At 57.1% G+C, this 21,683-nt stretch carries 16 protein-coding genes and 1 pseudogene; 9 read left to right on the top strand and 8 right to left on the bottom strand.

Annotated elements, in window-relative coordinates:
* The first annotated feature begins 162 nt into the window (after positions 1-162).
* Entirely contained in the window at positions 163-1,398 is a 1,236-nt protein-coding gene (locus tag H8F24_RS01945) for an IS256 family transposase (RefSeq protein ID WP_197154771.1), read from the top strand.
* A 231-nt stretch (positions 1,399-1,629) separates the two neighbouring features.
* On the opposite strand, the gene H8F24_RS01940 is transcribed toward H8F24_RS01945, so the two are convergent.
* Positions 1,630-2,229 (bottom strand): LodA/GoxA family CTQ-dependent oxidase, encoded by a 600-nt coding sequence (locus H8F24_RS01940; protein ID WP_197170719.1) that lies wholly within the window; start codon positions 2,227-2,229, stop codon positions 1,630-1,632.
* 138 nt (positions 2,230-2,367) lie between these two features.
* Here H8F24_RS01940 and H8F24_RS19000 point away from each other — a divergent pair, with 138 nt between their 5' ends.
* Both H8F24_RS19000 and H8F24_RS01935 read left to right on the top strand, forming a co-directional pair.
* Entirely contained in the window at positions 2,368-2,655 is a 288-nt protein-coding gene (locus tag H8F24_RS19000) for a transposase (RefSeq protein WP_231597691.1), read from the top strand.
* 10 nt (positions 2,656-2,665) lie between these two features.
* Positions 2,666-3,538 (top strand): IS3 family transposase, encoded by an 873-nt coding sequence (locus H8F24_RS01935; protein ID WP_231598222.1) that lies wholly within the window; start codon positions 2,666-2,668, stop codon positions 3,536-3,538.
* Here H8F24_RS01935 and H8F24_RS01930 read toward each other — a convergent pair.
* The gene (locus H8F24_RS01930) at positions 3,469-4,338 is read right to left on the bottom strand and encodes a LodA/GoxA family CTQ-dependent oxidase (RefSeq protein WP_197170717.1); all 870 of its coding nucleotides are present in this window, start codon (positions 4,336-4,338) and stop codon (positions 3,469-3,471) included. The two genes, H8F24_RS01935 and H8F24_RS01930, sit on opposite strands and share 70 nt — an antisense overlap.
* Positions 4,339-4,391: 53 nt before the next feature.
* Complete coding sequence (locus H8F24_RS01925) at positions 4,392-4,835, bottom strand: RidA family protein (protein ID WP_197170710.1); 444 nt, start codon at positions 4,833-4,835, stop codon at positions 4,392-4,394.
* Between the two features lie 86 nt (positions 4,836-4,921).
* Here H8F24_RS01925 and H8F24_RS01920 point away from each other — a divergent pair, with 86 nt between their 5' ends.
* From H8F24_RS01920 to H8F24_RS01900, 5 genes and pseudogenes are all read left to right on the top strand, one after another.
* A complete protein-coding gene (locus H8F24_RS01920; protein WP_231597813.1) occupies positions 4,922-5,965 on the top strand; it encodes an IS5 family transposase in 1,044 nt (347 codons plus the stop codon).
* An 827-nt stretch (positions 5,966-6,792) separates the two neighbouring features.
* Positions 6,793-8,136, top strand: a complete 1,344-nt coding sequence (locus H8F24_RS01915) for an IS110 family transposase (protein ID WP_231597702.1) — start codon at positions 6,793-6,795, stop codon at positions 8,134-8,136.
* Between the two features lie 99 nt (positions 8,137-8,235).
* Positions 8,236-8,745, top strand: a complete 510-nt coding sequence (locus H8F24_RS01910; RefSeq protein WP_197169601.1) for a transposase — start codon at positions 8,236-8,238, stop codon at positions 8,743-8,745.
* On the top strand, positions 8,742-9,800 hold the full coding sequence (locus tag H8F24_RS01905) for an IS3 family transposase (protein WP_197169602.1): 1,059 nt from the start codon (positions 8,742-8,744) through the stop codon (positions 9,798-9,800). The genes H8F24_RS01910 and H8F24_RS01905 overlap by 4 nt, the downstream gene beginning before the upstream one ends.
* Positions 9,801-10,023: 223 nt before the next feature.
* Positions 10,024-11,335: pseudogene (locus H8F24_RS01900) on the top strand (IS5 family transposase); the annotation flags it as partial.
* A 399-nt stretch (positions 11,336-11,734) separates the two neighbouring features.
* Here H8F24_RS01900 and H8F24_RS01895 read toward each other — a convergent pair.
* Positions 11,735-12,586 (bottom strand): glycosyltransferase family 2 protein, encoded by an 852-nt coding sequence (locus H8F24_RS01895; protein ID WP_197170708.1) that lies wholly within the window; start codon positions 12,584-12,586, stop codon positions 11,735-11,737.
* Positions 12,587-12,711: 125 nt separating this feature from the next.
* Here H8F24_RS01895 and H8F24_RS01890 point away from each other — a divergent pair, with 125 nt between their 5' ends.
* A complete protein-coding gene (locus tag H8F24_RS01890) occupies positions 12,712-13,785 on the top strand; it encodes an IS630 family transposase (protein ID WP_370594781.1) in 1,074 nt (357 codons plus the stop codon).
* Between the two features lie 611 nt (positions 13,786-14,396).
* Here the strand turns inward: H8F24_RS01890 and H8F24_RS01885 are convergent.
* From H8F24_RS01885 to H8F24_RS01870, 4 genes are read right to left on the bottom strand one after another with little or no spacing between them, the layout of a single operon-like run.
* On the bottom strand, positions 14,397-17,519 hold the full coding sequence (locus H8F24_RS01885; protein WP_197170705.1) for a type I restriction endonuclease subunit R: 3,123 nt from the start codon (positions 17,517-17,519) through the stop codon (positions 14,397-14,399).
* Positions 17,516-18,454: a DUF4268 domain-containing protein gene (locus tag H8F24_RS01880; protein ID WP_197170703.1), complete on the bottom strand. Its 939-nt coding sequence runs from the start codon at positions 18,452-18,454 to the stop codon at positions 17,516-17,518. The genes H8F24_RS01885 and H8F24_RS01880 overlap by 4 nt, the downstream gene beginning before the upstream one ends.
* Positions 18,451-19,791: a restriction endonuclease subunit S gene (locus tag H8F24_RS01875; protein WP_197170701.1), complete on the bottom strand. Its 1,341-nt coding sequence runs from the start codon at positions 19,789-19,791 to the stop codon at positions 18,451-18,453. Before H8F24_RS01875 ends, H8F24_RS01880 begins: the two co-directional genes overlap by 4 nt.
* Positions 19,788-21,563, bottom strand: a complete 1,776-nt coding sequence (locus tag H8F24_RS01870; RefSeq protein WP_231598028.1) for a class I SAM-dependent DNA methyltransferase — start codon at positions 21,561-21,563, stop codon at positions 19,788-19,790. The genes H8F24_RS01875 and H8F24_RS01870 overlap by 4 nt, the downstream gene beginning before the upstream one ends.
* Between the last annotated feature and the right edge of the window lie 120 nt (positions 21,564-21,683).

Genomic DNA, 21,683 nt, shown 5'->3' with positions numbered 1-21,683 from the left:
GAAAGGCTTGCGTCCCCTGTGTTGGTGTAAATCCCTGGGGACCTCAACCCCGGCGTAGCCGGGGTTGAGCGCGCACCTCAGACGTTCCGCTCAGCGGCCAGCGTTGCAAGGGGTGGGCAGGCCCGTGACCCTGGTTTGAGCACTACCTCAACCAGACGAACCATGCCCACGTCCAATCGTGCCGCAATTGAGCTGGCGCCGCTACTGGATGGCAGCAGCGCCGGTGAGCTGATCCCCGAGCTGGTGCGCCACGGCCTGCAGCAGCTGATCGAGCTGGAGGTCGCTGCCGTGCTCGGCGCAGAGCGCCATGAGCGCAGCGAGGAGCGGCTCGGCTACCGCAACGGCTACCGGCCGCGCACCCTGGCCACCCAGGTGGGGGACATCGATCTCCGCATCCCCAAACTGCGCTCCGGCAGCCACCTGCCCTCGATCCTGGAGCCGCGCCGCCGTGTGGACCAGGCCCTCTACGGCGTGGTGATGGAGGCCTATGTCGGCGGCATCTCAACGCGCAAGGTCGACGCCCTGGTGGCCGCCCTGGGAGTCCAGAGCGGCATCTCCAAATCTCAGGTGAGCCGCATCTGCGCTGACATCGACATCCAGGTGCAGGCCTTCCTGAACCGCCCCCTTGAGGCCACCGGCTACGCCTACCTGTACCTCGATGCCACCTATCTCCACGGGCGTCTCGGCAAGGCGATGCAGGTCTGCTCCAGGGCTGTGGTGGTGGCCATGGGCGTCAATGCCGATGGTCGCCGCGAGCTGCTCGGCATCAAGGTGGGCGACAGCGAAACCGAGAGCTTCTGGAGCGAGTTCATTGGCTCGCTCAAGGAGCGCGGCCTCACTGGGGTCAAGCTCGTGATCAGCGACGCGCACGTGGGCCTCACCAAGGCGATCCGGCGGATGCTGCAGGGCAGCTGCTGGCAGCGCTGCAGGGTCCATTTCGCCAGAAACCTGCTCCAACGGGTGCCCAAGGCCCACCAAGGCATGGTCACCGCTGCCTTGCGCTCGGTGTTCGCCCAGGAGAAAACGGACGAAATCGAGGCCCGCTGGGACGATCTGGCCAGCTCACTGGTGGATCGCTTCCCCAAGGCTGCTGAGCTCATGCTGCACGCCCGGGAAGACGTGCTCGCCTTCCGTCACTTCCCGCCTCAACACTGGAAAAAGACTTGGAGCACCAACCTGCTCGAGCGCCTCAATGAGGAGATCAAACGCCGCACTCGGGTGGTTGGCATCTTCCCGAATGACGCCTCGATCACCCGCTTGGTGGGGGCTGTGCTGCTGGAGCAGGACGAGCACTGGCAGCTGGAGGGCCGGCGCATGTTCTCCGCCGAGAGCATGGCCGCCATCCCCTCACTGGCGGAGCTGCCCACGCAGCCTTCCTTGCAAGAAGCAGCGGCCTGAGCCTCAGGCCCCAGGAGATCGCGCCGTAGCGCCCCCACAGGGCGCAGCGGCGGCGATCACCGCCCGGGGGCCGGCACCGCAGACGTCACGACCAAGATTGCAGGTGTAGCCCACAACCGATCGGCAATCCAGACGAAAGACTTGACAAGTCAATCGTCTGGATTCATCGTGAAATAACGAGGTGCACATGCGCCTCGAGAATGACAGCCCGTCATTCACCCCTGTTCTCCCTCAGTCCAGGGCAATCGGGCCTCGGGATTTACACCACGCCAAGGGACGCGGCCGGTGAAAGCCTCCTCCTGAGCAGGACTCAAGAACTGCATCTGTGAGCGCTTGAGGCTGTTGATCAAGTGGAATGTCGTTAAAAGATGTGATTGGTTCGTCTTCTTCGTCGAGGTAGTCTTCGAGGAAATTTCCATCAGCCCACTGCTTCAGCTTCTGAGCCTGCAGGTTCGTGATGGGCAACATGAAAAGAGAGCTATCCTTATAGTTAACTCCATCTCCAAGCATCCAAGGCACCTGCTTTGAGTTGCCACCCGAACTTTGTTGAGTAATGTTTTGACTTGAGTTGACTGGTTTGCGGATTTTTAAAAAGATTGATTGACGTAAGTTTTTAAATTTGCTACTCCTGCTGGCTAGTTTTTGTAGGTAGGCAGAATCTGATAAAGGTCCAAGATCTGCCCATCCAGAGCGTAAAAGAGCAGCTTGTGCAACCCACTTCATTAAATCCAATCGTCTTAAAATGGGATAAATATCTTTTCTAAATGAAACGATCTGAGGCTCGCTTTCCCAGCCTTTCTGAACATTCAGATTTTCGATGACATCTTTCAACGTAACAAGAGGGGGGATTTCTGGAGCGAAATTAGGACCAGTGCAGGCAATCCAGGCTTGAGGTGGTCTGGCTTTTCTGGACAGGCCCCATCGTTAACCTCTGAGGCGGGGTACCGCCCCTGAAAGGGGCTCCCACCGATGAGCAAGCGCCGCACCCACAGCCCCGAGTTCAAGGCCAGGGTCGCCATGGAGGCGATCAGTGGCCGCAAGACGATCCAGGAGATCGCCGCCGACCACGCCATCCACCCGATCCAGGTGAGCCAGTGGAAGCGGCAGCTCCTGGACGGTGCCAGCGAGCTCTTCACCCGAGGCAAGAAGACCAAGGACAAGGAGGAGGGGCAGGCCAAGGAGGCGGAGCTGTTCCAGCAGATCGGACGGCTGCAGATGGAGCTGGAGTGGCTCAAAAAAAAGTCTCAACTGCTCTGATGCCCGTGAACTGCGCAAGCTGGTCGATCACGACCACCCCGAGCTCAGCATCAGCAGGCAGTGTGCGCTGCTGGGGCTGCCTCGATCCACGCTGTACTACCGGCCGACACCGGTCCGTGTATCGACGCTGCGGATCATGGCCAGGATCGATGCTCTCTACCTGGAGGATCCCTGCAGCGGCAGCCGCCGGATGGTGGACTATCTGGCCCAAGATGGTATCCCGATCAGCCGAGATCGAGTGCGAAACCTCATGCGGCGCATGGGATTACGGGCGATCTACCAGAAGCCCCGGACGACGGTTCCAGGTGATCCGTCCGTGCGGTTCCCCTGCCTGGTGGACCTCACGCAGGTCACGTCGGTGGATCAGGTCTGGGCGACCGACATCACCTACATCCCTCTGCAGAAAGGGTTCCTCTATCTGGTGGCGATCATGGATCTCCATTCCAGGCATGTGCTCAGCTGGAGGCTCTCCAACAGCCTTGACACGAAGTTCTGTCTGGAGGCCCTGGAGATGGCCTTGGGAGGCGGCCGTAGGCCAGAGATCTTCCACTCCGATCAAGGCTGTCAGTTCACGTCCGCTGACTTTGTGGCCAGACTCAAAGGGGAGCGGATCCAGATCAGCTGGTCCGGCAGAAAGCGGTGCTACGACAACATCCTTGTTGAACGGCTGTGGAGGACTGTCAAGTACGAGGAGGTCTACCTACGGGCATACAGCGATGGCTGGGACGCTGAAATCAGCCTGGCCCGCTTCCTGTGGCGGTATTGCCATGTAAGACCTCACAGTTCCCTTGGAGGCAAAACTCCCCACGCGGTCTACACTGAGGCCGAACCATGTTCCACCCGTCCTGGGTTAACGATGTCAGGGGCCGGAACTGTCCAATAAAAGGCACCCACCTCAGCTGAATCCGCTTTGATTGTGCGGCTGCTGTTTTTCAAGCGAACAGTTGCTTTCACAGGACCATCACACCAGTCATCAATCCAGTCAGCATTATCTGCAAAACTTGTGATTTTTTTGCCTGATGGGCTGACGGACTTGCCATCTCCTGGGTAGACAAGCAAGCGGCCTTTTTCGTCTGTCCTTAGATCTCCGAGCCGTACATTTGTTCTGCCTTGGAATTTGCCTTGGGCTTGATATTTTGAATTGTCGCCCTTTCGATTGGTGTTGGTCCCATTGATTGAGATTTCGCCACCATCGACGATTAGTTGTTCTTCTCTTTCTTTATTTCCTTTGATCTTTGGATTCCTTTTGCCGCCAGGTATTCCTGGGGCCAAGGTCCCATTGTCAAGAGGGTTGTAGAATTCGTACCAGCTTGCCTTCGTGTTGGCAAGGTGAACTGACCATTCTATTTCTGCATCTTCTGCTGTGATCTCTTTGATGACTTGGTCTTCTTTGTTAAAGGCGTAAATTCTGAAACGTTGTACTTGTTTTTTGATTAAAGAGTCTCCTTCTTTGTAGTTGTCATTGTCAAAAGGCGGGATGCCAGGTATTTCTGGGGATAGAAATGACTTCGTGCTACCGCCCACCCTGGCCAGTCCGATGGCTGGATAAATGCGTAAGCTGTGAATAGTTTTGTCGTCGACTCTCTTCTTAGGATTGGGCTCGCCAGAAATGGATGGCCTAGCTTGCAGCAATGTACCTGCGATGGTGATCGAACTTAAGGCAAAGAATTCCCGGCGATTCATTCGTAATCTGAAGGGGTGCGTAATTCGTTTGACTGGAAAATTGTGGTTTTATTTTAAAGAATTGCAGTGCATTCGACTTCTATGGCTGCATTCATTGGGATTGCAGGCACCACGATGGTCGAGCGTGTTGGTGGTGACGCTGGGAAGTAGCTTGTAAAGACCTCGTTCATATCAGGAAAGTAATCAATATCTGACAGGAGCACAGTGCACTTTGCGATGTCAGAGCGCTTACCGCCGGCACGTTTGACCATCGTGATGACGTGATTGAAGGCCGCCTTGGCTTCTGCGGTGATTCCGCCGGGAACCAATTTTTTGCCATTGGACTCAAGTCCTATTATGCCTCCTACAAAAATCAAATTTCCCGCTCGTGTTGCTCCAGAATAGGGAGCTTTAGGTGTTAATGGTGATTTGAATGTTTTGACTTCTCCTAAGGCGGGGATGGCCAGAATTCCACTCGCTACAATTGCTACGAATGCAAATCGTGTGGCAATCAACATTTAATAATAGATTCAAGGGCACCTCGAAAAATCAGCAAGCTGGTTGATTACGATGAAATAGCGATAGAATCAGGAAGTCAGACTGTATGCCAGCGGTGGGCCAAAGAGGTTTTTGGGACGAACAGCAAAGGGTCGCAAAGCTCCAGGAGAAGAAGCCGGTTCTCAAGCGGCTGTCTGATTCGATCCCATGGGATAAATTCCAGCCGATACTTGACCAAGGATACGCGCAGGATCGCAAGAGCAATGCAGGGCGTAAGCGGATTGATCCGCTGATCCTTTTCAAGATGCTTGTTCTCCAGCAGCTATTTAACCTCAGCGATGACGAGCTTGAGTTCCAGGTGAATGACAGGCGTTCCTTTGAGGAGTTTGTGGGACTGGGTGTGATGAACAACATTCCTGACGCAACCACAGTCGCCTTGTTCAGGGAGAGGCTGCGCAAAGCAGGAGTGATTGGGGAGCTCTTCGAGATGTTCGAGGCATACCTCCGCTCACAGGGACTCCAAGCCCGTGGTGGTCAGATTATTGATGCGACTCTCGTACCTGTTCCCAAACAGCGCAACACCCGTGACGAGAACAAGGAAATCAAAGCTGGTAGGCTGCCGGAAGGCTGGGAAGAAAACCCAGATCGCCTGCGGCAGAAGGATCTAGACGCTCGCTGGGTTAAAAAGAACGGCATCAACTACTTCGGTTACAAGAACAGCATCTGCATTGACGTCGACCATGGCTTTATCCGCCGATATGCTATTACACCTGCCAATATTCATGACAGTCAGATGCTTCCACGGCTGCTGGATCCGGAGAATGAACATGATTATGTCTGGGCAGACTCAGCTTATTCAGGTGAGTGCTTTGAAGATCTGCTGAGCTTGGGGCGCTTCGAAAGCTTGATCCACGATAAGGGCGCTCGCAATCACCCGCTCAGCGCCGCCGCCAAGGACCTTAATCGCGTCAAGTCAGCCATTAGAGCTTGTGTGGAGCATGTCTTCGGCTGCATGACAATGTCAATGGGTGGGAAGCTGACGCGAAAGATTGGGCTGGCAAGGAACGAGGCATGGTGGGGGCTCAAGAATCTGGCCTTCAACTTCCTTCGCTATCTTCAGCGCATCAGCCATGCACCAGTGGTGGCATGAATCCTCGAAGGAGTATCCGATAGCGCAGTAAAAAGCTCAGTCGCCGATACAAAATTCTGCTGCCTGCCGCCATTGGCGGCTTTTTGCATGCCTGCAGAACACTGGGAAACAGCTAATTTTTCGAGGTGCCCTCAAATATTTATGTGATTTTATTGCTGCAATTGGATCAACGCAGCAATTTTGTTGCAATTCTTATTTAATGCGCTGTCTTAGATTTGTGTTTGGGGGTGAATGGAGCTTTGGTGATTAAGAGTTTGCTGAAAATCCCCGTCAAGGCACATTCAGCCCAGGAACGCCTGACTTCGAGCCCAGTGTTCACGGGCGCTGCGCCAAAAGGACAGGCCCAAGGCATGACGGCCTCTGGGCTTTTTCAGCAGGCTCTTAAATGCGGCGCAAGAGCAAGATTTTAGAACGGGTCAATCCGGTGAACCATGGGGAATCTCCAGGTTCACCTCTACCGCACGTAGAACAGTGTGAGAGCCTGGCCACGATGAGCATGCAAGGAATGTGCTGCGGCTGAATGGATTCTGCCCCCAGTGTCAGCAAACGAACCAGTACGCGCGTACGCCCTCGCGCCCGAAACACCCACGGCCAAGCCAGAGCGCCCTTGCCACTCTGGTCATGAGGACATCGGGCCATGGCCGATGACATCTTTGGAGGCCTGACCCCGAAAGCAAACGTGGCCTGGGATTCGAATTGCGCTCCCTGCCCTGGCGACGGCTCGACTGACCAATGAGTTAGTCGGCCGATCCCGATTAGGAATTTGCTGATTTTAGTGCGCGAATCCTGCCTGATGCCCTCCCGATCACCTAGTGAGTCCTTAAGCCATGGGAGAACCAATTTCAGCAGGCAAGCGCCGAGCTCGTCTGAAAGTCATTAACCCTCGTTCCGCTGGAATTGATGTCGGCAGTAGATTCCACGTTGTTGCTGTTCCTGTCGAGCTTGATCCGAATCCCGTCCGCAAGTTTTCAAGCTTCACAAAGGATCTAATCGCACTCGCCGAATGGCTGCTGGCAGTTGGAATTAGCACCATTGCCATGGAGTCCACTGGAATCTACTGGGTTCCGCTTTACGAGATTCTCTCTGGCAAAGGCATTGACGTCTTTCTTGTTAATGCCAGGCACGCCAAGAATGTTCCGGGCCGCAAGACGGATATCAACGATGCACAATGGCTTCAGCAGCTCCACAGCTACGGCCTGGTGAGAGCAAGCTTTCGTCCAGACCAAAAAATCACAGAACTACGCTCATATCTGCGGCAGCGTGATCAACTTGTTCGATACCGCTCGTCTCATCAGCAACACATCCAGAAGGCGCTGATGCTTATGAATCTTCAGCTTCATCATGTTGTCAGAGATATCAGCGGACTAACCGGTAGGCGAATCATCGATGCCATACTTTCAGGTGAGAGGGACCCCGAAAGACTCGCTTCTCTCCGAGACAGACGCTGCAAGGAGAGCGCGGCAACAATTGCGGCTGCTCTTGAGGGGAACTACCAAGACGATCACTTGTTCTCTTTGAAGATCGCAGTTGAGCTCTTTGACACCTATTCAGAGAAGATCAGGGCCTGCGAGCTTGCGGCACAATCATTGATGACAGAGCTTGCCGGCTCGGACTATCAAGATCCAGGCAGTCAACCTGGGGATTGGAAGATATGCGGACATGGCTTTGCATTTAACCCAACCCACCTAATTCAAGCCTTGTCAGGCCACAATCTTCTAAGGCTTCCGGGATTAGGACCAACAACAGTTCTCACGCTCATTAGTGAGTGTGGGTTGGACATGAAGCGCTGGCCCAGTGCCCAGCATTTTGTGTCATGGCTGGGACTCAGTCCTCAGAACAGGATCTCAGGGGGAAAGGTACTTTCTTCACGAACACGACAGGGCACTACGCGAGCAGGTAGTGCCTTTTGGATGGCTGCCGTACCGCTGGGAAGAACGAATACTGCACTGGGTGCTTTTCAACGTCGTCTGGCAGCACGTGCCGGAAAGAGTAAAGCATTAATTGCTACTGCCCGAAAGCTTGCCATTCTTTACTACAAGACGCTCCGTGATGGTTTGGTATATCAGGATCCCGGTGCTGCCGCATATCAGGAGGAATCAAGGGATCGTCAGATTCGTGGTCTCCAGCGACGCGCCATTGCCCTTGGTTTTCAACTTGTTGCCTCTGCTTGAGGTGTGGTCAGTCAGCCGAGATCCCTGTTGGCCGTTGGTGTTTCTTAGGAAGAAGTCCGCTCGGTTTGACCCGTCCACCTGGGGGCCCAACCGACGACTATGCAACCGCCCTATGACGCCGCTCTGCGGCAAGCCGTCCGCCTGCGGATGAGCCCTCCGAACCTTGAGAGCGTGGCTGAGATCGCCCGCGACACCGGGATCACGGCGCAGACCATCTACAACTGGCGGAGCCAGTGGCAGAAGCAGGGCCAGCTGGTGCCTGCCACGAACCGGCCGCCGGAGCAGTGGAGCGCTGCCGACAAGCTGGCAGCCGTGATCCAGGCCGCAGGACTGAACGGAAGCGAGCTCGGGTCGTTCTGCAGGGAGCGGGGGCTGTACCCCAAGCAGGTTGCCCGTTGGCGCCAGGCCGCCGAGGATGCCAATGGCCCCAGCGCGCCGAGCATGGCTGATCAGCGGGAACTGCAACGCAAGAATCAGGAACTGGTCCGGCGGAATCGCCAGCTGGAGCGTGAATTGCAGAAGAAAGAAAAAGCACTGACAGAAGCGGCGACGTTGTTGATGCTCTCAAAAAAGTTCAACCAGATCTTTCAACCGGACGAGGATCCTTGATTCCGTCTGGCGATCGCGGTGCGATCGTCGCGCTTCTACAGGAAGGCATCAGTCGTGGCCTTTCGGCCAAGGCCATTGCTGATCTTTTCGGCCTGGCGACACGCACGCTGAGGCGATGGGGCTTGATGATTCGGACCCAGGGATTCAGCTGCGATCAACGCAAGGGAGCGTCCAGGCATGTCATGCATCGTTTCAGCGAGGAGGAGCGCCAACAGGTGTTGTCCACTGTCAACGATCCACGCTTTGCCGATCTCACGCCTGGTCAGATCGTGGCGATCCTTGCCGAGGAGGGAGTCTACGTGGGATCGGAGTCAACGATTTACCGCATCATGCGCCAGGAAGGCCTGTTAAATCATCGCGGCAGGAGCCGCCCACCGCGGGAGCCAAGAGAGCCACCCGTGCTGGAGGCAACGGGCATCCATCAAGTGCTGGCCTGGGATATCACCCTGTTGCCGGGGCCTGCGAAGGGTCAGTTCTACTACCTTTATATGGTGATGGATGTGTGGAGCCGGCGCATCCTTGGCGTTGAGGTGCACGATCGTGAATGCGGCGAACTGGCCAAGCACTTCTTTGATCGTGTCTGCCGTGATGAAGGGATCAGCTCGGGGTCGACCACGATCCTGCACGCCGATAACGGAGCACCCATGCGCTCCTACACCTTGGCCGCCAAGCTGGCCGAGCTCGGCATCTCCCTGTCATTCTCGCGGCCGCGGGTGAGCAATGACAACGCCTACGTTGAGTCATGGTTCCGAACCATGAAATATCACCAGAGCTATCCAGTGCGTCGTTTCCGGGATCTTCTCTCAGTGCGTGCCTGGGTCGATGGTTTTGTTGACTGGTACAACGCTGAGCATCGTCACAGCGGCATCAAGTATGTGACGCCCAATCAACGTCACTACGGAGAAGCTGACGCGATCTGCAGAGTCCGTCAGCAGACCTATGAGCAGGCGCGTGCGCAACATCCACGCCGCTGGGCCAGGCCACCTCGCGATTGGGCTCAGCCAACAGTCGTGCGGGTCAACCATCCCAGACCGCAGGACACTGTCGCTGCTTGAAGATCAGAAACCCAGGCCCCAGGGGGTTGTGGTTGGACCGCCCGCAAGAGGCGGGCCGGCCTCAGCCTCCGACCGGGGGCCGGCCGCTCAAGCCTGCGCTCCTGATCAACGCGCGATGACGATCAACATCCGATCTCGAAGCCCATGATCCTCCATCCGGAGTAGGCTTTCTGAGGTACTCAGATCAGTACCCTGAGCGGACATCTTTGCTGATAGGCGCCGCGCGTCGCAGTTCTGCAAAGGCTTTGGGGCACCTGCCAAGCCATTTCGAATGGCATTGGGTGCCCTCATCATCAAAGCTCGCATGGCGATCACAGACGAGGAGCTGGTTGAGCAACTCAAGGAAAATCCGTACCTGCAATTCTTCATTGGATTAGAAGCGTTCCAGTTCTCAGCACCGTTCGATCCATCGATGATGGTCTATTTCCGGAAGCGCCTGCCGGAGTCAGTGATCAACGACTGCAACGAACGGATCGTGCGCCATGGGCTGAATGTGATCCAGGCCGCAGATGCCGACGATGATCAAGGTGCAGACAAAGGTGGCGGTTCTTCCACGGGGCATGGCAGCAATGATCACACGTCTATGCCATCGGCCAACCAAGGCACACTCTTGATTGACGCCACATGCGCACCGGTTGACATCCGCTATCCGACTGATTTATCTCTGCTCAATGAAGCCAGAGAAGTTACAGAAAAACTGATTGATGCGATGCATCCGCCGATCAGAGAGGCGTTTGGCCAGAAGCCACGTACGCATCGAAAGAAAGCCCGTCAGCAGTTTTTGGCAGGGGCAAAGAAGAAGCGCCCTCGCATCAGCAAGATTCGAAGAGCGATCAAGCAGCAGCTCGGCCATCTTCAACGGAATCTTGGCAGTATTGATGCCCTGATCGTTTGCGGTGCCTGCCTTTTGGCCGCAGGAAGACACTGGTATCACAAACTCTTGGTGGTCAGCGAGCTGGTTCGCCAGCAGAAGATTCTCTACCACTCAGACAGCAGAAGCATCTCCAATCGGATCGTGAGCCTCTTCCAAGCTCACATCAGGCCCATAGTTCGTGGCAAAGCCAGATGTAATGTCGAATTCGGAGCCAAGATCTCTATTTCAGTTACGGGTGATGGATTCACTTACCTAGATCGCCTGAGCTACGACCCCTACAACGAAGGAGAAGATCTAAAGGCTCAAGCAAGAGCCTATCGCCGTCGTCATGGTCATTATCCAGAAGTGATCTGTGCCGATCAGATCTATCGGACTCGAGCGAACCGCGCTTTCTGTCAGCGTCATGGGATTCGCCTGAGTGGACCTCGCCTTGGTCGGCCCAAGAGCGATCCTGAGCTTGTGGCAGAAGAGAAGAGACAGTTTCTTGATGATCAACGGCAACGTAACGCGGTAGAAGGCAAAATCGGACAGGGGAAGCGGCGATTTGGATTGGGTTTGATTCGTGAGAAGCTCGCTACCACCCAAGGATCAGCCATTGCATTGGCTGTACTGGTGATGAACCTCGAGAAGCTGCTGGGGCTTCTTTTGGTCCTTTTTGCCTTCTTGTTTCAGCTACTGATCGGCACTGAATCCATCCGAAGAGGCGAGGAGCGGCTCCTGAGCAATCAACCGGCTGCAGCCTGAGCAACACTCAGTGTTAGGGCGGGGCCTCCCCACTTTGCTGACCTGGGGCTGGTTCTTACTTTCTCAGGAGGCCCTACATACAGAGAACTTTTGGCTTCTCAATGCTGCCTCAGAAATGGCATTGCCTCAAGACTTCTCATGGGCACCTCGAAAAATTCGGGATCTGCGGGATCCGGCAATTGAGACTCATTGCCACGTCAGGCCAGGCTTGAGGGCTCCGTCTTGGTGGAGGCAATTTTTCGAGGTGCCCTTATATATTAATCCATTAGGAATTCCTCCGCTACCAGGGAATCCTCCGCTACCAGGGAATCCTCCGCTACCAGGGAATTCGTCCATACGTTTGCACAAGGCGTTGGCATTCTGCTGCGGATTCCTGGGCAAGTTGGGGGTCGCGGCTAATGCGTGCCATGCCGGAATCTGGGTGTACCAGCCTCCTCACCAAGGGGATGAGCAGGCTATGCCGGGCCAGGCGGCAGGTGCCATTGGAGTTTTTGAGTACTTTGAACAGCCAGGGCCGCACCTGGGAGAGGTGATTGACTTTCATGGGGGCCAAGGCTTCGACTAGGTGAATGCGCGGAACTTTATGCGCGGCGGCACGACCGAGCCAGTCATTATCAAGGTGTAATCGATACCTTGGGTCAAACAGCCCTACATTCCGCAAGGTGGCGATGCTCATAAACCAGCCTGAGGGCGTTGCGAAATCGTTAACACGCTCAATCACCCCATTGGAATCAACCTCCAGCTGATTTGAGGAAATCAAGCTACTGGTAGTGCCGGAATCGAGCAATTTCTGATGGGCTGCAAGAGCGGTTTCCAGAAACCGAGGGTGCCAGGCATCATCGTCTTCCAGGAAGGCTACGAAGTGGGCATCTACTGCGACTAGTCCAGCGTTGAGTGCAGCTGCCTGGAGGGGCTGTTCGGATTCAACAACCTCAATGGCCAGACAAGAAGACTGGGGGATATTACTTGGATCATAATCGGGATCACAGCAAATTATCGCCCGCGCATGAATAGAGCCAAGGAGGGATTGGCGCTCAATCGAGGCTATTGATTCCTTCAAGAATGCGGCCTGATCGGGTTGGCTTCTTGAAGGAATAACAATATCCAGCCTGGGCCTTTGCGGTGGGACTACTAACTGCAAATTCTGTCGTTTATATTGCTTTTCCAATTTACTTGCGCACTGGGCCACTTGTCAAAAAGAATATCTCGCCGTCTTGCCTAGTGTCCCGTCCTAGAAATAACAGCTAAAATCAGGGGTGTCACCCGAGGTGCCCTGTGGCGCTTGGTCGTCCGATGCCTCCGCTGGTCCTCAGCGAGGACGAAGCTCAGGAGTTGCGGGCCCTTGCGAATTCCCGGTCGCTGCCGCATTCGATCGTGCAGCGAGCCCGGATCGTCCTGGCCTGCGGAGCAGGCGAAACCAATACGGCGATCGCCAGACGAATGGGACTGACGGGGATGACCGTTGGCAAATGGCGCAAGCGGTACCGGGACCTTGGACTGGAAGGGCTCCATGACGAGCTGCGGCCCGGCCGGCCCCGCACCTATGAAGACGACAAGGTGGCTGAGGTGATCAACCGGGCCCTGCAGACCAAACCCACCGACGGCAGTACCCAGTGGTCCGCGCGCTCACTCGCGGCTGCCACAGGTATCTCCAAAACCACCGTTCACCGCTGGCTGCAGACCTTCTCCGTCCAGCCGCACCGCCAGAAGACGTTCAAGTTGTCGACGGATCCTTTCTTTGTCGAGAAGGTCAGAGACATCGTCGGCCTCTATCTGAATCCACCTGACAAGGCGATGGTGCTCTGCGTTGACGAGAAGACGCAGATCCAGGCTCTGGACAGGACGCAGCCGCTGCTGCCCATGGGCCTCGGTTACGTCGAGGGCGTCACCCATGACTACATCCGCCACGGCACCACCACCCTGTTCGCCGCCTTGGACGTGGCCACCGGTGAGGTGATCAGCCAGTGCAAGCCCCGGCACCGGCATCAGGAGTTCCTGGGCTTCCTGCGGCAGATCGAGACGTCCGTCCCCGAGGACCTTGATGTCCACCTGATCGTGGACAACTACTGCACGCATAAGCACGCCAAGGTGAGGGCCTGGCTGGCACAACGGCCCCGCTTCCACGTGCACTACACACCCACCTACGCCTCCTGGCTGAACCAGGTGGAGCGCTGGTTCGGGATCATCACCCAGCGGGCGATCCGGCGCGGCAGCTTCTCCAGCGTCAAGGAGCTGATCGCCAAGATCGAGCAGTTCGTGGCGGCCTACAACAAGACCAAGGCCCCGTTCAACTGGACGGCGACAGCAGATTCAATCCTGGAGAAGCTCCAGCGACTTTGCTCGCAAATCTCCGGGACGGCACACTAGGTGACTGCTTTGGAACTGGTGCAGTTGATACCAAAGCAGTTGACGCGAGAGCCAGGATGAATGAGCCGGTGGCTGGGGGCCAGACTCCGCTTAGATCACGACTTCTGCTTGGATCTTCCTGAGCTTCGACAGAGATATAGGGCAGAACCCCTTCCGTTGCTGCTTGCCAGCATTTGCCCAAGCCAAGGCGCCCGAGCCATTGTAATCGACTTCTATGCTTCCATCTTTCTTCAATGGTGCGACCACAAGGCGACCTTCGCCGTGCCAGAGCGGGACGTATTGCCCCCTTACTGTCGTCTTCACTTGAACTGGTTGACCATCACTGGTGAAGACGTCAAACTTTTCGGTGTTTGGGGGGGCAATCGTCAACCCAAGTTAATCGCATACTAGCAGCTCACCTATCGTGCCAATAACTTGCCCTGCTGATTGGAAGTTCAGGCCAGGCGCAGCACTTTCAAGCTGATCACAAACTGAAAATAGCATGGGAATAAGTGATTTGATCCTGGGGGTATCAAAGCCTTCTTGCCTGATGCGATCGTCCTCGGATGCTCGGTCTTCGTTCATGCTCATCACGTCTCAACTTCTAGTAGAGAATTGTCAGGGTGTTCACCTCAGGCCTTTGTCGTCCCCTTCTCCCTCAGTCCCTCCCATAGCCCAAAGCTACCCAGCAGCAGCTCCAGCATTCGCCGCTGCAGATCAGGGTTATTGAGAGCCTGGGTGCTCATGATCTGATGAGCATCGAGCGCTTCGATGATCGCGTCTGTGTGTGCCTTCGCAAGATCCGGCGAACTGGCGAACTGCTCTTTGCTGTTGCTGACCGCCTGCTGCTGGAGGGTCTCTGATTCCATCAGCTTGCTCCGAATCACGGTGCCCACGTAAATGACCTTGTCGTCGTCGCTCAGGTCACCAGTGAAGAGATCATTGAGCTTGGCGATGATCTCGGAGAGCAGGGCCTTCTGCTTGTCCTGCACCGACCCGCCACCGGGTGCAATGCCGGGAATGGGCACGGCTTCCCCTTGCTGCGGGTCGAGCGTCTTCTGACCGAGGCTGCGTAGGTGGTGGTGGGTGAGCACCACCTTGGAGAGATCGACCGTGTTCACCTCCCGTTCGAACTCCAGCAGCGGCAGCAGCCGCTTGTAGAACATCGCCCGTTTCTCCAGGCCCGTGTTGGCGTAGTCGAAGATCTGGGAGAGGAAGGTGTAGAGGCGGACGTAGGTCCCCATGTCACTGCGGAACAGGGCCAGTGCGGCCAGCTCGTCCTTGGCGGCCTTGAGGCCATCGGCATCGTTGATCTCCTCAGCCTGCTTGAACGCCAAGCGCGCCTCCTTGTAGGCATTCATCAACCGCTGGGCCACAGGCTCGAGGGCGCCCTGCAGCTGGCTCTGCTTACTGGCTGGATCCAGCAGCACCTTGACGACCCGCTCGATCTCGAACTCGTCGTAGTGGCCCTGGGCGTCGAGCTTGGTCTTGAGGTCAAGGATCAGGTTCGGGTCTGTCGCAGAGGCCAGCTCGGCAGTGGAGTAGTAAGTCTTGAACGCCTCCAGGATGTCGTTGGGGTCATTGACGAAGTCGACCACGAAGGTGGTTTCCTTGCCGGGGTAGCAGCGGTTGAGGCGGGAGAGGGTCTGCACGGCCTGGAGCCCTGCCAGCCGCCGGTCGATGTACATGCCACAGAGCAGGGGCTGATCGAAGCCGGTCTGAAACTTGTTCGCCACCAGCAGGATCTGGTAATCCTCCCCCTTGAAGGCTTCGCGGATGTCGCTCTTGAGCCCGGGGTTGAGGGCCTGGCTGCGCTCTGTGAATCGATCAGGGCCGCTCTCGGGGTCTGTGACCTCCCCGCTGAAGGCCACCAGAGTGCCAATGGGGTAGCCCTTCTCGGTGATGTACTTGTCGATCGCCAGCTTCCAGCGCACCGCTTCTTTGCGGCTGCCGACCACCACCATGGCCTTCGCCTTGCCCTCCAGCAGCGGCCAGACGTACTCACGGAAGTGCTCAACGATCAGTTGAACCCTTTGGGCGATGTTGTGGGGGTGAAGCTTGACCCAGATCATCAGCTTCTTGAGGGCCGCGCTGCGTTCCACCTCCTCGTTGGAGATGGCCTGCCCCTGCTGGGCCAGCTGGAAAGCCAGCTTGTAGCTGGTGTAGTTCTGCAAGACGTCGAGGATGAAGCCCTCCTCGATCGCCTGCCGCATCGAATAAACGTGGAACGGCTCCGGCAGGTTGCCGTCCCCAGCAGGCTCGCTGGGGTTGGGGCGTCTGCCGAACAGCTCCAATGTTTTGGCCTTGGGCGTGGCGGTGAAGGCCACGTAGGTGATGCCGCTCTCCTTGGCCCGAGCGGCCATCTGAGCCGCCAGCACGTCATCGATCGAGACCTCACCGCCGTCCTCGAGATCGGCGACCTCTGCGGCGGAGAGCACCTGCTTGAGCTTGGTGGCCGCTTCTCCGGTCTGGGAGCTGTGGGCCTCATCGGCGATGACCGCAAAGCGCTTCCCACCTGTGGCGGCCAGATCTCGCACGGCCTGCAGGGCATAGGGGAAGGTCTGGATGGTGCAGACCACCACCTTTTTGTCGCCGCTGAGGGCTTCGGCGAGCTGGGTGCTTTTGCTCCCGTCCTCACTGGTGACGGAAGCGACGACCCCTTTCTTGCGCTCGAACGACTCCAGGGCCTCCTGCAGCTGGGTGTCGATCACATTGCGGTCGCTGACCACTAGCACCGAGTCGAAGACCTTCTGGTCGTTGGCGTCGTGCAGCTCGGAGAAGAAGTGGGCGGTCCAGGCGATCGAGTTGGTCTTGCCGGACCCGGCGGAGTGCTGCACCAGGTACTTCTGGCCGGGGCCTTCAGCCAGCACCGCCTCCTGGAGCATGCGGGTGACGACCAGCTGGTGATAGCGGGGGAACAAAACCCGAGAGATCTGCTTTTTCTTGTTGCGCTCCGCGATGCAGTAGCGACCGAGGATCTCCAGCCAGCTTTCCCGCTGCCAGACCTCCTCCCAGAGGTAGGCGGTGCGGTGGCCATCGGTGAGGGGGTTGCCGGCACCGCAGTTCTTGCCGCCGGGTTCTGACCCACGGTTGAAGGGGAGGAAGTTCGTGCCGAAGCCCGCCAGCCTGGTCGTCATGCGGACTTCGCGGTTGCTGACAGCGAAGTGCACCAAGGCGCCGCTGGGGAAGGTGAGCAGGGGTTCGGGCGTCTGGCCTGGCGGCTTTGGATTGCGGTCCTTCTTGTACTGGTAGACGGCGTCCTCGATGGACTGGGTGTTGTCTGTCTTGAGTTCGACCGTGGCGACAGGCAGGCCATTTAGAAACAGCACCAGGTCGATGCTGTTCTCGTTGTGCAGCGAGTAGCGGACTTGCCGCACCACCCGCAGCCGGTTGGCCTGGTAGCGGGCCAGGATCTCGGGGTTGAGGCCCAAAGCGGGCTTGAACTCCGCCAGCTTGAGGGCTTTGCTCAATCCCAGGAGCTCGACGCCATTGCGGAGCACATCGAGGGTGCCGATCAGATCCAGCTGGCTGCGCACCCGCTGCAGCAGGGTGCCTGCGGCCTTGGAGCCATGGTTCTTCTGCAGCGTCTCCCAGGCATCGGGCTGGGCCTGCTGCACCCAGGCGATCAGGTCTGGGGGATAGAGCGCGAGCTTGCGGTCGTAGTGAGCGGCATCGCCCTCGGTGTAGAGCCAGCCGTGGCTGCCGAGGTGGTCGCAGATCTCGACCTCGAAGGCGTTCTCGTGGTGGAGGCTCATTGGCCCAGCGTGAGTGTCTTGAGAACGGGCCTAAGTGCCTGTTCCAACTGTTGCATTGCCTCGACAAGCTTTCCTTGGATGGAATGCCACTCCTCCTCGGGCGACCGGTAGCCGCCAGGCAGATCAATCCTGACGCGACAAGCTCGACGGCTGTCAAGGCGCTGCCAGCTGACTGTAAAGCTGATGGCACCATCAATCTGAGCCTGAAAAGCTTGCAGCTGATCAAAAATACGTGTGTTTTCTTCCTCAGCATCCTTGCCTCTGTCGATGTACAACTCGGCCCCACACTCTGATTGGGTCACCACGTAATTCAGGTTTAGACCACGAACACCAGAAGAGACGCCAAGCCAGGAGTAGGAGCCTGGGGTGATGTGGGAGTGGAGCTTCGCGCCTGGATGCGCAACCAAGGCAGTCCACCACCGCTTACGTATGTCGTATCGCTCAGCCTGCTCCTGCTTGACTCGCCCAGACTCCTTGGCCTCTGCCGATGGGCCAACAATCAACGTAAGTAGAGGAGCAGCAGGCGAATCCCCAATCCGTACAGCCTCGACTTTTACCAAATAGAAATCTGCACTGGGAGACTCATTAAGCCAAGCCATGGCAGCAACATGCTCGGGCCGAGGTTCAGAAACAATCCAGATCCCCCCTCGTGCACTCCTTGCGGTTAGGTAGGTGATCAGTTTGCCGAGGTGGTCGTGATTGCTCTTTTCAAGCTGGTTCTCGATCACGTAGGTGGTGCCATCTTCGTCTTCGGCAACGAGATCAATGCTGAACGATCCTGCTGCCTGCTCTCGGTCTGCTGTGACGAGGTTCAGGTCAAGGGAGTCGTTGAGGATGTCGATATTTTCCTGCAGCCACTGGGTGAAGTCGTAAGCCTCATGCTTCCAGACCTCACGAAGGGGCACCCGCTTGAGTTTTCCGATTCCGCTGGTCATGCTGCTGCCTCCATAGGAACCATTCCTCGCACATCAATCTGGCCGGTGACGGCGGCGGAGATTAGGGCGGAGCGGCGTTCTTGGAGAAGGTCAACAGCTTGTAGCGCCTGGCCACCAAGCAGGTCAAGTTGTGCAGCTCGCAAATCTATGACCCGAATGATATCTACTTGTTCTTCCTTCGGAGGGACTGGGATTACCAGATTGGCAGCGGTAGCCACGTTAAAGTGTTGCTGGATTGCTCCTCCGGAACCTGAGGAAAACTGCACCTTGGCAGAATCAGAAGCCAAATACCAAGAGAGAAATTCACTGCTAGCAAGGACTGGCCTGCGAATTATGATTAAGTCAATACAGTTGCAGCCATCAAGACTTGGTCCGATGACTGCAGTTGTGCCTGGCTGCCCCGTACGAACCGCTACCAGGTCACCAGAGTATAACTTGGATTTCATATGAAGCTCATTAGCGTCTACTGAAATATAGACCAAGTTCTCTAGAATTATCTCTCCTTGCTTGACATTGAGAGAGCGTAGTGCAGGGACACCATCGTCAACATAATACTTAGATGGCTCGACGACGATACCTACGGTTACTTGTGGGCTGACGTGCTTTAGTTTCTTCACCTGCCAATGCTCCGGCACCTCCCCCAGCCACTCCACCCCTGAGTCCTTCATCGGCGCATCAGGATTCAGCCCCTTGGTGACGGCATGGGAGATGACGGCCTGGCGCTTCTCCTGAAGCAGCTCGATCAGCCGCTGCTGCTCGGCGATCAGGGCGTCGATCTTGGCGGTTTCGTGGTCGAGAAACGCTGAGATAGTGGCTTGCTCTGTTGGCGCTGGCAAAGGGCACTGAATATTGCCAATCAGTTCCAGGTTTAGACCATCGCGCAGGTCTCCTCCTGCCATATTTCGGATATTCTGATAGTTTGAATCCAACCACCAGTAGAGAAATCTTGAATCGATGCGGGATCCTGGGACCAAAGCTGCCATCGACTGGTTACATGTGGCCATGAATGCAAGTTGAGCAACCATCCCCTTGGTCTTTCCCTGCCCTGCAAGCGCAATAAGGATTGCTCCAGGTGGAATCCACTTCGCACTGCTGTTAGCGAATGCCTCCTCTGTAATCAGAGCAGACGGTTCTGTAATTCGGTGGTCATTGACGGCACCTGAGTTCAGCCATGGGATGGTGCCATTCTCCCAGTACTCCACCCGGGTCTTATCAGGTGTTCCGCCTGCGTATCGGTTGCAGAGCCATCTGACTCGACTGGTTCCCCAATCTTCCGGCACCTCCCCCAGCCACTCCACGCCACTCTCCTTGTATTTCGGATACCTCGGAAAGCTCACGCCGTCAGCCCTCCGATCATCTCCAGGATCCGATCTGTCACCTGCTTCAGCTCTGCGTCGATCACATCCAGCGGTCTCGGGGGAGTAAACACATAGAAGTGGCGGTTGAAGGGGATCTCGTAGCCCACCTTGGTCTTGTCATGGTCGATCCAGGCATCGGGCACATGCGGCAACACCTCCCGTTCGAAGTAGGTCTCCACGTCTTCGCTGAGAGGCACGTTCTCGGTGTCGCGCAGGCTGCTGTCCGCCTGGGGCTTGCCCTTGGCCTTACCCCGCTGGCCCAGCACCACCTGGCCCGCTTCATCGCGCAGGGGGCGCTCCACCGTGATCGTGCGGTAGCCAAAGGCTTCGTTCGGGAAGATCTTGCTGATCGGCTTGCCGTCCTTCTCGGCCTCCTCGAACGCGCCGAACAGCTGGGTGATCTCTTCGATGTGCTCGGGGCTCAGCTCCTTGCGCTTGCTTCCCAGGCTCTTGCGCATCTTCTGCCAGTAGCTGCTGGCATCAATCAGCTGCACCTTTCCCTTGCGTGCCTCCGGTTTGCGGTTGGTCAGGATCCAGATGTAGGTGCTGATGCCCGTGTTGTAGAACATGTCCGTGGGCAGGGCGATGATCGCCTCCACCAGGTCGTTCTCCAGCACATACCGGCGGATCTCGCTTTCCCCAGAGCCCGCCCCACCGGTGAACAGAGGTGAACCGTTGAGGACGATGCCGAAGCGGCTACCGCCCTCCAAAGCAGGCCGCATCTTGCTGATCAGGTGCATAAGGAACAGCAGCGAGCCATCACTCACCCTGGGCAGCCCCGGCCCAAAGCGACCGCTGAAGCCCATCAGCTTCGCTTCTCGCTCGATCTCCTTCTGGATCTTCTTCCACTCCACCCCGAACGGCGGATTGGAGAGCATGTAGTCGTACCTCGCTTCAGGCAGCTGGTCGTCTGAGAGCGTGTTGCCGAAGCAGATCTTGTTGATGTCCTGCCCTTTGATCAGCATGTCCGCCTTGCAGATGGCGTAGCTCTCGGGGTTCAGCTCTTGACCGGACAGCACCAGCCGCGCTGTGGGGTTGTGGCCCGTGAGGTGCTCCTCCGCCACGCTGAGCATCCCGCCGGTGCCAGCAGCTGGGTCATAGAGGCTGCGGACGATGCCGGGCTGGGTCAGTGCCTCATCGTCTTCGATGAAGATCAGGTTCACCATCAGCCGGATCACCTCCCTTGGGGTGAAGTGCTCCCCGGCGGTCTCGTTAGATTCTTCAGCATGCTTTCGGATCAGCTCTTCATAGACGAGCCCCATTTCCGCGTTGCTGACCTTGTCTGGGTGTAGGTCGATCCGGGCGAACTTCTCAGTCACCATGTACAGAAGCCCTGCCTTCTCAAGACGGTCCACCTGCAGGTGGAACTCAAAGCTCTCGAAGATGTCCCGCACCGCTGGGGTGAACTCCTGGATGTAGGCCCGCAGGTTCTCGCCGATGTTGTCCTGGTCACCCATAAGCCGCTTCATGGCCCATGGCGAGGTGTTATAGAAGTTCTGACCTGCCTTGCGCAGCAGGAAGGGTTCAGGGTCTAGGCCCTGGCCCTCCCGCAGGGTCTTCTCCTCAAGCACAGCCGCCTTGGTGGGCTCGAGCACGCAGTCCAGCCGGCGCAGCACCGTGAACGGCAGGATCACCTTGCCGTAGTCACTTCGCTTGTAGTCGCCCCGGAGTAAGTCTGCGACCGACCAGAGGAAGGTCGAGAGGTTCTGCTTGCCGGTGGGCTGGGGGCCGAGGGGGGCGGCGATTGTCACGCTTGAGCGCTTCTGGAGGGATCGGCTGAGATCGGATGCTCTCCCGGCTGGCGTCGGGTTGCCGGTGACGAGAGCCACTGAGCCTCCTCTGCCGCGTCCAGGGACGATCATCCCAGTCGC

The sequence above is a fragment of the Synechococcus sp. CBW1002 genome (assembly GCF_015840915.1).
Lineage (GTDB): Bacteria > Cyanobacteriota > Cyanobacteriia > PCC-6307 > Cyanobiaceae > CBW1002.
Note: the sequence above shows the minus strand (reverse complement) of the source record. Positions and strands in the feature narration are given on the sequence as shown.